General features: G+C 65.5%; 7 protein-coding genes. 6 read left to right on the forward strand and 1 reads right to left on the reverse strand.

What is annotated here, in order from left to right; all coding sequences use genetic code 11:
* The first annotated feature begins 171 nt into the window (after positions 1-171).
* The 4 genes from ACLFLU_RS41175 (at position 172) to ACLFLU_RS41190 (ending at position 6,755) form a co-directional block, all read left to right on the forward strand.
* On the forward strand, positions 172-1,704 hold the full coding sequence (locus ACLFLU_RS41175; protein ID WP_426410330.1) for a caspase family protein: 1,533 nt from the start codon (positions 172-174) through the stop codon (positions 1,702-1,704).
* Between the two features lie 143 nt (positions 1,705-1,847).
* Positions 1,848-2,519 carry an OmpA family protein gene (locus ACLFLU_RS41180; protein ID WP_426410331.1) on the forward strand — a complete coding sequence of 224 codons (672 nt, stop codon included), beginning with the start codon at positions 1,848-1,850 and terminating at the stop codon, positions 2,517-2,519.
* Positions 2,520-2,661: 142 nt separating this feature from the next.
* Positions 2,662-3,591, forward strand: a complete 930-nt coding sequence (locus ACLFLU_RS41185; protein WP_426410332.1) for an efflux RND transporter periplasmic adaptor subunit — start codon at positions 2,662-2,664, stop codon at positions 3,589-3,591.
* A complete protein-coding gene (locus tag ACLFLU_RS41190; RefSeq protein WP_426410333.1) occupies positions 3,591-6,755 on the forward strand; it encodes an efflux RND transporter permease subunit in 3,165 nt (1,054 codons plus the stop codon). The genes ACLFLU_RS41185 and ACLFLU_RS41190 overlap by 1 nt, the downstream gene beginning before the upstream one ends.
* Positions 6,756-6,791: 36 nt before the next feature.
* Here the strand turns inward: ACLFLU_RS41190 and ACLFLU_RS41195 are convergent, their stop codons facing one another.
* The gene (locus ACLFLU_RS41195; protein ID WP_426410334.1) at positions 6,792-7,466 is read right to left on the reverse strand and encodes a Crp/Fnr family transcriptional regulator; all 675 of its coding nucleotides are present in this window, start codon (positions 7,464-7,466) and stop codon (positions 6,792-6,794) included.
* A gap of 219 nt (positions 7,467-7,685) precedes the next feature.
* Here ACLFLU_RS41195 and ACLFLU_RS41200 point away from each other — a divergent pair, with 219 nt between their 5' ends.
* On the forward strand, positions 7,686-9,797 hold the full coding sequence (locus ACLFLU_RS41200) for an AsmA family protein (RefSeq protein WP_426410335.1): 2,112 nt from the start codon (positions 7,686-7,688) through the stop codon (positions 9,795-9,797).
* 245 nt (positions 9,798-10,042) lie between these two features.
* Complete coding sequence (locus ACLFLU_RS41205; RefSeq protein ID WP_426410336.1) at positions 10,043-12,490, forward strand: adenylate/guanylate cyclase domain-containing protein; 2,448 nt, start codon at positions 10,043-10,045, stop codon at positions 12,488-12,490.
* Positions 12,491-12,492 lie beyond the last annotated feature (2 nt).

The following is a 12,492-nucleotide window of genomic DNA, read 5'->3' on the forward strand; positions in this document are numbered from 1 at the left end:
GATTTATTCCCCTCGCAGCCGGCACGTGCGTCGCGGTCAATTGTCGCGATAGTACCGAATCTCCAAGCGGTTGACGCCCACACTCCCCGGTTTGATAATGCACATTGCGTAAGTTAAGGTCGCCGCGGCGCAAGCTGGGAACGGCGCCTTTTTGGCTGGACCGCGCTGATTATGAAAATTCGCCTGCTTTTTCTTCTGCCATTGCTTGTCTCGCTCATCCCGACTGCGCCGTCGCATGCGGCCGGCGACCGCTACGCGCTGGTCATTGGCAATGCCAAATATCCGGACGCGGACAGCCCGCTGAAGGAGCCGATCAACGACACCCGCGACGTCGCCGACGAGCTCAAGCGCGACGGCTTTTCCGTGGAGGTCGGTGAGAACCTGACCGGCGACGGGATGCGCCGCGCCTTCGACAAGCTCTACGGCAAGATCAAGCCGGGCTCCGTGGCGCTGGTGTTCTACAGCGGGTTCGGCATCCAATCGGCACGCCAGAGCTACATGATCCCGGTCGACGCGCAGATCTGGACCGAGTCCGACGTCCGTCGCGACGGTTTCAGTATCGAGGCGATCCTGGGCGAGCTCAACACCCGCGGCGCCGGCGTCAAGATCGCGCTGATCGATGCCAGCAGGCGCAACCCGTTCGAACGCCGGTTCCGCAGCTTCTCGGCGGGTCTGACCCCGGTCATCGCGCCGAACGGCACGCTGGTGATGTATTCGGCGGCGCTGGCGTCCGTGGTATCGGACGCCGGCGGCGACCACAGCCTGTTCGTCCAGGAACTGCTCAAGGAAATCCGCGTCCCCGACCTGATGGCGGAGGAAACGCTGAACCGCACCAAGATGGGCGTCACCCGCGCCTCGCGCGGCGAGCAGGTACCGTGGATATCGTCCTCGCTCGCCGAGGATTTCTCGTTCATTCCAGGTGCCGCTGGATCACGCCCGCCGGCGACGACCCCGCCACCGGTACCTCCCCCACCGCCCCTGCCGCCGGTCGCCAATAACCCACCTCCGGCTCCTCCGGCTCCGCCCGCCCCACCAGCACCACCCGTGACTGCGAACAATCCGCCGGCGCCGCCTGCACCTCCGTCACCGCCGCCGGCACCGAAGCCGCAGGTTGACGCCGCGCTGCCTCCGCCGCAACCGCCGGTCAAACCGGTCGAGACCACCCCGGCGCCGAACGCTGATGGCGGGCCGAGCGCGGCCGTGCTGGCTGAGGATCCTACCATCAAGGGTCTGACGGCCAAGATCGCCGCCAATCCGGACGACGTGAATGCGCTGTACCGGCGTGGCCAAGTCTATGCCAGCAAAGGGGCCTACAATCTCGCCATCAAGGATTTTGACGACACGCTCCGGATCAATTCGAAGGACGTCGAGGCGTTGAACAACCGCTGCTGGACCCGCGCCGTGATCGGCGACCTCCAAGGCGCGCTGAAGGATTGCAACGAGGCGCTGCGGCTGCGGCCGAATTTCGTCGATGCCCTGGACAGCCGTGGGCTGGTGAACCTCAAATCCGGGGCGGCGAAGAACGCCATCGCCGATTTCGACGCCGCGCTGAGGATCAACCCGCGCCTGACCTCCTCGCTCTATGGACGGGGCGTAGCGAAGCAGCGCAACGGCTCGGCCCAGGAGGGCGCGCTCGACGTCGCCAATGCCAAGGCGATGGACCCGAACATCGCCGGAGAATTCGCAAGCTACGGAGTGCGTTGATATTTTTTGATTTTGAGGCCGGCCGCGTCTCGAACCCTTGGCGGCCGGCGAAGACTAATTGAACGGATGCCGTAAGCGGCCTTGCCGGGGGGCTTATTGCTGGAAATATGGAACCGCGCGGGCTCGCGCAGGAGGGACTGGCTATGAGACTGGCTGCAAAAGGACTCACCGCGATCCTGTCCATCATCACCATCAGTGCCGCGCTGTCGCTGACGCTTCCGCCGGCCTTCGCTGCCGACGACGGCAACAGCAAGAATGTTAGCGAGGATGAGATCGTCCGCGCCCTGGCGCCGCAGCCGAAGAAGCCGCTCACGCGCGGCCTCTCGATCGCTCCGCAGGCCGATCCGGCGCCGAATCCGGCGGAAACCAAGCTGATCCAGTCCGTCCGCGGGCGCGCCACGCGATCGCTATCGTCGACCGAGCGCGAGGAGATCGCCTCCGCCGCCAAGGACAAGCCGAACATCGATCTCGAGATCACCTTCGACTACAACTCGGCCGATATCAGCACCAAGTCGCTACCCTCGGTGCAGGCACTGGGCCGCGCGCTGACCAGCCCCGAACTGAAGGGCTCGACCTTCGTGGTCGCCGGCCACACCGACGCCGCCGGCAGCGAGAGCTACAATCAGGAGCTGTCGGAACGCCGCGCGGATTCGATCAAGCGCTATCTCGTCGAGAAGTACAGCATTGCCGCCACCGACCTCGTCACGGTCGGCTACGGCAAGAGCAAGCTGAAGGATCCGAGCCAGCCGATGGCGGAGATGAACCGCCGCGTGCAGGTCGTGAACATGGAAAACAAGACCACCGCATCGAAGTGAGCACGACGAATCCTTTGCAGTGACACGTCGTGATGTGGTGTAAAGTTGTGATCCCAGCGCGCGTCTCGCAGCCTTGCGAGACGCCGCTTCGTTTCACCGAAGCGCTCCCAGCGACCGCGAGCCAGGCCAGGATGATCCGGCGATGAACATCTCCGAATATCTCAAGCCTGCAGGAACCGTGGCGTTCATCGTTGCGCTCGGCGTCGGTTATTACTGGTTCGAGCATCGGCATCGCCCCGAGGTGAAGGAGACACCGGGCGAGGCGATGGTCATCGTGACGAAGTCGACCAACGCCTGCTTCTCCGATCTGGTGCGGGTGACCGGTTTCTTCGTGCCGCGGCGCGAGGCCGTGGTCATGGCCGACCAGGAAGGATCGAAGGTCACCGACATCTTCGCCACCGAGGGCGCTCTCGTCACCGACAACCAGGAGCTGGCGCGCCTGTCGGCGCCGCCGCAAATGCCGGGCCAGCCGCAAAGGCCGGGCCCACAGGGGCCGATCTCGCTGAAGGCGCCCGCGCCGGGCCTCATCACGGAGGTTCGTACCATCGTCGGCGCGCCGGCCTCGCCACAGGCGGGACCGATGTTCCGCATCGCCGTCAACAACGAGATCGAGCTGGATGCACAGGTCCCGGCCGTGCACATGCCAAAACTCAGCCCCGGCGCGACGGTACGGATCAGCCGGGATGACGCCGCCGATCTGATCGGCCGGGTCCGGCTGGTTGCCCCTGAGATCGACCGCGCCACGCAGCTCGGCCGCGTCCGCATCAGCGTCACCAACAATCCATCGCTGAAGGTCGGCGTGTTTGCCCGTGCCTCGATCGACGCCAAGCGAAGCTGCGGCGTAGCGGTTCCCAAGACGGCGATCGACCACCTCACCGTGCAGGTGGTCAAAGGCAACACCATCGAGACACGCCGGGTGCGCGTCGGGCTGACATCCGACAGCCAAACCGAAATACTTGAAGGGGTCGACGTCGGCGAAATCGTCGTGGCCGACGCCGGCTCTTCGCTCCATGACGGCGACCAGATCAAGACCATGTTCGCCGATGAACTCGATCGCACGCGGGTACGCTGATGGCTCTCAATATCTCGGCATGGTCGATCCGCAATCCGTTGCCGTCGGTGGTATTTTCGATCATCCTCCTGATCCTCGGCTGGACCTCCTTCACCAAGCTCGCGGTGACGCGACTGCCCTCGGCCGACATTCCCGTGATCTCGGTCGCCGTTTCGCAGTTCGGCGCAGCACCTGCAGAGCTCGAATCCCAGGTTACCAAGACCATCGAAGACGCGCTCTCCGGTGTGGAAGGGGTGCGCCACATCGGGTCGCAGATCACCGACGGCCTTTCCCTGACCACGATCCAGTTCGCGCTCGAAACCAACACCGACCGCGCGCTCAACGACGTCAAGGACGCCGTGACGCGGGTGCGCTCGAATCTGCCGCAGAACGTGAACGAGCCGCTGATCCAGCGCGTCGACGTGATCGGCCTGCCGATCGTCACCTACGCCGCGATCTCGCCTGGCAAGACGCCGGAGCAGCTCTCTTATTTCGTCGACGACGTGGTCAAGCGTGCGCTTCAGGGCGTCCGCGGCGTCGCCCAGGTCGAGCGCATCGGCGGTGTCGAGCGCGAGATCCTGGTCTCGCTCGATCCCGACCGCTTGCAGGCGATGGGGCTGACCGCCGTCAACGTCAGCCAGAGCCTGCGCGGCACCAATGTCGATGTCGCCGGCGGGCGCGCCGAGATCGGCAAGAACGATCAGGCGATCCGGACGCTGGCCGGCGCCAAGACGCTGAGCGACCTCGCCGGCACCATGATCGCGCTGTTCAGCGGCGGCGAAGTCAGGCTTGACGATCTCGGCACCGTCACCGACACCATCGCCGATCGCCGCACCTTCGCACGCTTCAACGGCGAGCCGGTGGTTGCGCTCGGCATCAAACGCTCCAAGGGCGCCAGCGACGTGGTGATTGCGGCCGCCGTCGCGAAGCGCATCGACGCGCTCAAGGCCGCCTATCCCGACGTCGACCTGAAACTGATCGATACTTCCGTCGAATTCACCAAGGGCAATTACGAGGCGGCGATCTCGACCTTGTTTGAAGGTGCGATCCTCGCCGTCGTGATCGTGCTTTTGTTCTTGCGCGATTTGCGCGCCACCGTCATCGCCGCGATTTCGCTGCCGTTGTCGATCTTCCCGGCGTTCTGGGCGATGGACATCCTCGGTTTCTCGCTCAACCTCGTCAGCTTCCTAGCGATCACGCTGTCGACGGGTATTCTCGTCGACGACGCCATCGTCGAGATCGAGAACATCGTTCGGCACATGAACATGGGCAAATCGCCCTATCGGGCCGCGCTGGAGGCCGCCGACGAAATCGGCCTCGCGGTGATCGCAATCTCGCTCACGATCATCGCGATCTTCGCGCCCGCAAGCTTCATGTCAGGCATTGCAGGACAATTCTTCAAGCAATTCGGCATCACCGTGTCGGTGCAGGTGTTTTTCTCGCTGCTCGCGGCGCGCTTCGTGACGCCAATGCTTGCGGCCTACTTCCTCAAGCACAGCAATCATGAGGAGCCGCCGCCGGGCCGGGTGCTGCGGGGCTATCACAAGGTCGTAACGTGGTCGGTGAAGCACTATTTCATCACCGTACTGGTCGGCTTTGGAATCTTCGCCGCCTCGATCTGGAGCATCACGCTATTGCCGCAGGGCTTCCTGCCCGCGCAGGACAGCGCGCGATCGCTGCTGGCCCTCGAATTGCCGCCGGGCACCCAGCTCGCCTACACCGAGAAGGTCACCGAGGACATCGTCGCGCGGCTGCGTAAGCGACCCGAGGTCAAAAGCATTTTCGTCGATGGCGGGCGTGTTCCGCCGGGGACCCAGGAAGTCCGCCGCGCCGCCCTGATCATCAACTACGCGCCCAAGAGGGACCGCGACATCACTCAGCGCGAGCTGGAATTCTCGATCAGCCAGGAGCTGGAGAATATCCCGGACATCCGCTTCTGGTTCCTCGACGATAACGGTCTTCGCGCAATCGCACTGGTCGTCACCGGTGCCGATGCCAATATCGTCAACAATGTCGCAAGCGAACTCGCGACGCAGATGAAGCGAATTCCAACCATCTCCAACGTGATCTCGGAGACCACGCTGGAGCGGCCCGAGCTGCGTATCGAGCCGCGCGCCGATCTCGCCGCCCGGTTGGGCGTCTCGACCGAAAGCCTGTCTCAGACCATCCGCGTCGCGACAATTGGCGACGTCGGTCCTGCGCTTGCCAAGTTCGACGTCGGCGACCGCCTGGTGCCGATCCGTGTGCAGCTCGAAGACGCCGCGCGCGGCAATCTGAAGACACTCGAGCAGTTGCGCGTGCCGCTCGGTGAGCACGGCGAGAAGGGCGGCGTGCCGCTCTCGGTCATCGCCGACGTCAAGCTCGACCAGGGCCCTACCAGCATCAATCGCTACGACCGCGAACGCCAGGCCACCGTCGCAGCAGACCTCGTCGGCTCCGCCGCGCTCGGCGACGCCACCAAGAAGATCTACGACCTGCCGGTGATGAAGAGCCTGCCGAAGGGCGTGAAGGTCTCACCCTCCGGCGACGCCGAAAGCCTGAACGAGCTGTCCGATGGCTTCGCCACCGCGATCACATCGGGCCTGATGATGGTCTACGCCGTGCTGGTGCTGCTGTTCGGCACCTTCCTGCAGCCGATCACCATCCTGTTCTCGCTGCCGCTGTCGATCGGCGGTGCAATCGCGGCCCTTCTCATCACCGGCAAGCAGCTCACCACACCGGTGTGGATCGGCATCCTGATGCTGATGGGCATCGTCACCAAGAACGCGATCATGCTGGTGGAATTTGCCATCGAATCCATTCGCGCCGGCAAGCCGCGCAACGAGGCGATGATCGACGCCGGCATGAAGCGCGCCCGCCCGATCGTGATGACCACGATCGCGATGGCCGCCGGCATGATACCCAGCGCGCTCGCGGTCGGCGCGGGTGGCGAGTTCCGCTCGCCGATGGCGCTTGCAGTGATCGGCGGCCTGCTCTTCTCGACGATCCTGTCGCTGGTGTTCGTGCCCGCGATGTTCATGGTGATGGACGACCTCGGCGCCTTGATCTGGCGCTTCGGCAAGCGGCTGATCGTGCACAGCGAGGACGTGGAGACGAGCGATCATCATGCGCCTCCGCCCGCGGGCGCTGCGACCGCGGAGACGGCGCCGGTGCCGAAGAGCATCGTGCATCCGGCGGCGGAGTAATTGCGACTCCGACGATGAAGCAGCTTGGTGGCGCGGCTACTCGTTCCGTGCGATCGCCGTCAGCTTGGTCATGTTCCTCAGCAGGATCCGTCCGCGCTGGAGGTCCAGGATCGCTTCCTTGCGCCAGGCCTGAAGCTGGCGGTTGACGCTCTCGCGAGCGGCTCCGACGAAGACGCCGAGCTGTTCCTGCGAGATGTGCACCTCGGAGCCGAAATCGGCCGCGAGCGCGCAGAGCCGTCGCGCCAGCCGCACCGGCAAAGGCTGCAACATCGATTCTTCCATGCGCTCGCTCTGCCATCGGATGCGCTGGCACAGCAGTGCGATGATCTTGATCGCGACCTTCGGCTCACGCTCGAGGAAAGCGAGGAAGTCTTCGCGCCGCAGCACGAACAATTCGCTCACCTCGCCGGCAGTCGCGTCCGCGGTGCGGCTCTGGTCGTCCAGCACCGCAACCTCGCCGAACAGATCGCCCGGTCCCATGAAATTCAGCGTCAGCCGGCTGCCATCGGAGGCGCCGGTCTCGATGCGGACCTGGCCGCGGCGTACGCCGAACAGCGCGTCGCCCGGGTCGCCCTTCTGGAACAGCACCTCGCCGTTCGCCAGATGCTGGGTGTGGCAAAGGTTGGACAAGCGCTGGAGTTCGTCCGCGCCGAGATCGGCGAACATGGCATTCATTTTCAGAATGACCGCAAATTCGGCCTGCTTGCTCATGTCAACGTCCTTGTGAATTTCTTAGGCAAATAGCTTGGAAGCATCGAAGTCAGCATCGCGTAAAACCGCGGATGTGAAGTGTGTCATAAGTCACATAACTTTGCAGCACCCTGCGATTATTTTTAGCGGCTTGGAGCGGCTTCGGGTCCGGGGATAAAGTCTGGCGCAGAGGACGGGCGACCGGCCGGGTTCCGCTCGTTCGCCCGTTGGGATGTCGACATGAGAGCAGTCAAGTACGCCGGCGCGGCGGTGGTGGCCGTCATCATCGTGATTGCGCTCCTGCTGGTGATCGGGATCCCCTCGGGCTTCCTGACGTCGACGATTGCCGCACGCGTCGAGCAGGCCACCGGCTATCGCCTGTCGATCGACGGCACCACCAAGATCAGCCTGTGGCCGACGCTGAACGTCACGCTGAACGACCTTGCGCTGCAGAACCCCAGGGACCGCAGCGGCATCACGCGCCTTACCATCGCGCGCGTGCAGGTCGACATGTCGTTGTCCAGCGCATGGTCGGGCCGCCCTGATATCCGCGAGATCGTCGTCACCCATCCCGTGCTCTATCTGCCGATGCTGCGCGATCGTCTGCCGAACGCCGATGCATTGCCGGCCGATGCATCGCGAGAGGCGCCTGCGCCCGACATGGACGGCGCGACCATCGATCGTTTTGCGATCACCGACGGCGAAGTCGCATTCGTGCGCATGCGCGATCGCGTCGACAGCCGCATCAGCGCCATCAACGCCGACGCCGTCATGAGCCACGACACGGGCCGCGACCGCACGATCAAGGTCACCGGCACGGCGCGCATCGGCGAGCACCCGACCAAATTCGACATCAAGGCGACCACGCCGGCGCCGCCGGTCGACCGGCAGGCCATGCCGGTGGATTTTGCCATCGACATCCCGGACGTGCTGACGTCGCAGCTTTCCGGCCACGCCGAGATGCGGCTCAACGGGCCGATCGTGATGATCAATGGCGTCAACGGCACGCTGGGCGATGGCGCCTTCAACGGCTGGGCCTCGGTCGACATTGCCAGCAAGCCTTTGGTCAAGGTCGATCTCGACTTCCAGCGGCTGACGATCCCCCAGTCGAAGTCGCCTGACGGCGCACCTTCGCAACCCTGGAGCGATGCGCCGATCGATGTCTCCGGGCTCAACTATGTCGATGCGCAGATCAGGATCTCGGCCAACGAAGCCATCCTCGGCCAGGCGCGCCTGGCGCCGCTGGCGCTCGATGCAAAGCTCGCCGGCGGCGTCTTGAAGGCGAGCACCGCCAATCTCGGCGCCTATGGCGGCCAGGTCTCGGGCGAGGTGATCTTCGATGCAACCTCCGGCGCGCCGAGCTTTGCCATGCATTCCGACATCGTCGGCGTGCGGGCGCTGCCGCTGCTGCAGGGCCTTGCCGGGTTCGACCGCCTCAACGGCAAGATGCAAGCCAAGCTCGCCCTGCGCAGCGCCGGCCCGAGCCAGCGCGCGCTGATGGCGAACATGCAGGGCACGGCCTTCGTCAACTTCCAGGACGGCGCCATCCGCGGCATCAATGTCGCGCAGATGATCCGCTCGCTGACGACCAGCAAGCTGTCGGGCTGGCAAGACAGCGGCCAAGCGAGTCAAGGCAACCAGGCCAGTCAAGAGCAGAGCACCGACCTGTCGCAGCTCTCCGCCTCGTTCCGCATCGACAAGGGCCAGGCGGTGACGACCGACTTCACCCTGGTCGGACCGCTGGTGCGCATCACCGGCGCCGGCACCATCGCGCTCGACACCAGGATGCTGGGCTTTCGGGTCGAGCCCAAGCTCGTCATGACCACCGAAGGCCAGGGCCGCACCACCGAACCGGTCGGCTTCGGCATTCCCGTGATGATCTCGGGCCCCTGGTCGCAGCCGCAGATCTATCCCGACATGGCCGGCATGATGGACAATCCGGATGCCGCCTATGCCAAGCTGCGCGAGATGGGCAAGGGTCTGTTCGGGCCTGACGGCGCCGGGCTCGGCAATATGTTGAGCAACCTTGGTGGTAATCTCGGCCTCGGCGGCACCGCCGCAGCAGGCGGCGGCAACGCAGCCGGCAACACCAATCCTCAAATCCAGCTGCCGGGACCGGGCACCATGCCCGGCGGCCAGCTCGGTGAAGCCATCGGCAATCTGATCCAGCAGGGATTGTCCAACAGCCCTCTGTCCAACGGCACTGGAACCGGCCGCAGCCGCAGCCTGCCGGGAGCCCCGACCACGCCGGCTCCGCAGGCCTCGCCCGCGCCGCCGACCCAGGACCCGCCGGTCGCGCAGCAGGACAGCCAGCCGATGAACGACGTGATGCGGCAGCTCTTCAATCGGTGATTGGCGGACCAAGGCGTCGAACTCCGCGCGCAGCCTTACACCGCCTCGTCATCCAGTTCTTCATCCGAACGGATGAGGACGACGGCTGCGACATTGTGGCGCCGGCCGCCTCTCCCGGCGGGTCACCGCACCCGCCCCGGGCCGGTCCGAAGGCCCAAATTGTGATAGAAGATTGCAAGGGCCGGTGCGGCCCATAGCGCCGGCGTCGGTCGTGGTGCGGTCGGTCTTGGCGCGAGAGGATCCGGATGGCAGGAGCGCAAGGCAAGATCCGGTTTCTGCGCGAGGGCCTGTTCGCCAAATACGTCGTCTCCCTCGTCGGCCTCGTCGTGTTCGTGCTCGCCGTCAACGGCGCGATGGAGACCTGGATCTCCTATCGCGCCACCACGACGTCGCTGACCGACGGGCTCGGCGACAAGGCGCAGGCCGCCGCAAGGCGCATCGAGCAGTCCGTCTCCGAGCTCGAGCGCCAGATCAGCTGGGTGACGACGGCCAGCCGGGACACGCTGGAGAAGCGCCGCGCCGACTACGCCCAGCTGCTGCAGCAGGTCTCGGTCGTCTCCCAATTGTTCCAGCTCAATGGCGACGGCCGCGAGGTGCTGCGGGTCTCGCGCCAGTCGACCACATCCGGCAGCAATGCCGACCTCTCCCGCGACATCCGCTTCACCGAGACGGTTGCGCGCGGTGTCAGCTATGCGCCGGCCTGGTTCACCGACCGGACGCCGTTCATGTCGATCTCGGTGGCGCATTCCGGCTTCAATGCCGGCGTCACCGTGGCCGAGATCGATCTGTCCTTCCTCGCCGACTTCCTGTCCGATGCCCAGCTCGGCAAGGCGGCGTTCGCCTATGTGGTCGATTCCCGCGGCCGCGTGCTGGCGACCTCGTCGAAGGGCCCTGACGTCGGCAAGGATCTGTCGAAGCTGCCGCAGGTCGCAGCCGCCATCGCGCCCGGCCGCGCGGGCGATACGTTCGGCACCGACTTCAACGGCCATTCGGTGCTGACTGCCGCGAGCACCGTGCCAAAGCTCGGCTGGAGCGTGCTGTTCGAGCAGCCGACCGCGCAGGCGCTGACGCCGATCCGCGACCAGCTGGTGCGCATCGCGCTTCTGATCGGGGTCGGCCTGATGGTGGCGATCCTTGCCGGCACGCTGCTGGCGCGCCGCATGATCATTCCGATCACGGCGCTGCGCGACGGTGCGCACAAGCTCGGCGAGGGCGACTTCAGCCACCGCATCGACGTGCACACCTCCGACGAGCTGGAGGAGCTCGCCGGGCAGTTCAACCGCATGGCCGGCCAGCTCCAGGAGACCTATACCAACCTCGAGACCAAGGTCGAGGAACGCACCCGCGACCTCGCCCAGTCGATCAACGAGCTGAAGGTGCTGGAGGAGGTCGGCCGCGCGGTCGCCGCCTCGCTCGACCTCAACGCCGTGCTGCCGACCATCGCCGCCCGCGCGCTGGAGATCAGCCATGCCGATGCGGTGGTGATCTACGGCTATGATGCCGAGCACCATCGCTTCAACCTGGTCGAGGCCGGCGGCATCGACAAATCGGCCGAGGGCGACCATGTCACGATCGAGGAAGGCGAGAACATCTTGAGCGAGGCCGCCAACAGCGGCGAGCCGATCGCGATTGCCGATCTCGACCACGCCGCCGGGCAGCCGCTGCGCGACGTCGCGGTCAAGGCCGGCTTCCATGCGGTGCTGGTGGTGCCGCTGGTCGACCAGCAGGGCACGCTCGGCTCGCTGGTGGTGCTGCGCCGCGCCCGCGGCAGCTTCGAAGGCAGCCTCACCGGCCTGATGCGCACCTTCGCCAACCAGGCGGTGCTGGCGATGCGCAATGCGCGGCTGTTCACCGAGGTCGACCACAAGAGCCACGCGCTGGAGACCGCGCACGAGACCGTGCGCGCCCAGGCCGACCAGCTCAAGCAGCAGACCGAGCAGCTCAAGGACTGGAACAAGTCGCTGGAGGAGCGCGTCGCGACCCAGCTCGGCGAGATCGAGCGCATCCGCAAGCTCGAGCGCTTCCTGGCGCCGCAGGTGGCGCAGCTGATCGCCTCCTCCGACAGCTCCGAGGGGCTGCTCACCAGCCAGCGCCGCGAGGTCACCGTGGTGTTCTGCGACCTGCGCGGCTTCACCGCGTTCACCGAAGCAACCGAGCCGGAAGAGGCGATGAACGTGCTGCGCGAGTATCACGCCGCGCTCGGCAAGCTGATCTTCAAATATGAGGGCACGCTGGACAAATATGCCGGCGACGGCGTGATGATCCTGTTCAACGCGCCGATCCAGTTCGACGACCACACCGCGCGCGCCGTCAAGATGGCGATGGAGATGCGCGACACCATCGGCCCCTTGACCGAGCGCTGGCGCAACCGCGGGCATAGCCTCGGCTTCGGCATCGGCATCGCGCTCGGCTACGCCACCCTCGGCCAGGTCGGCTTCGAGCAGCGGCTGGAATATGCCGCGATCGGCAGCGTCACCAACCTCGCCTCCCGCCTCTGCAGCGAGGCCAAGGCCAACCAGGTCGTGGTCAGCCGCCGCGTCTACGGCATGGTCGAGCAATCCGTCGAGGCCCGTGCCCTCGACGATCTCCAGCTCAAGGGGTTTAACCATCCCGTGCTGGCGATGGAGATTCTATCCTGGCGCGAGGACGTCGACACCATGGCGGACGCCTCTGCGGCCCGGCGCAGAGGATAGCC

Source organism: Bradyrhizobium ganzhouense (assembly GCF_049949285.1).
In the GTDB taxonomy this organism is placed as follows: Bacteria; Pseudomonadota; Alphaproteobacteria; order Rhizobiales; family Xanthobacteraceae; genus Bradyrhizobium; species Bradyrhizobium ganzhouense.

Excerpts from the sequence above, each read along its gene's own strand:
- ACLFLU_RS41195 (WP_426410334.1), bottom strand. The coding sequence starts at position 7,466 with ATGAGCAAGCAGGCCGAATTTGCGGTCATTCTGAAAATGAATGCCATG.
- ACLFLU_RS41175 (WP_426410330.1), top strand. The coding sequence starts at position 172 with ATGAAAATTCGCCTGCTTTTTCTTCTGCCATTGCTTGTCTCGCTCATC.
- ACLFLU_RS41190 (WP_426410333.1), top strand. The coding sequence starts at position 3,591 with ATGGCTCTCAATATCTCGGCATGGTCGATCCGCAATCCGTTGCCGTCG.
- ACLFLU_RS41205 (WP_426410336.1), top strand. The coding sequence starts at position 10,043 with ATGGCAGGAGCGCAAGGCAAGATCCGGTTTCTGCGCGAGGGCCTGTTC.
- ACLFLU_RS41200 (WP_426410335.1), top strand. The coding sequence starts at position 7,686 with ATGAGAGCAGTCAAGTACGCCGGCGCGGCGGTGGTGGCCGTCATCATC.
- ACLFLU_RS41185 (WP_426410332.1), top strand. The coding sequence starts at position 2,662 with ATGAACATCTCCGAATATCTCAAGCCTGCAGGAACCGTGGCGTTCATC.
- ACLFLU_RS41180 (WP_426410331.1), top strand. The coding sequence starts at position 1,848 with ATGAGACTGGCTGCAAAAGGACTCACCGCGATCCTGTCCATCATCACC.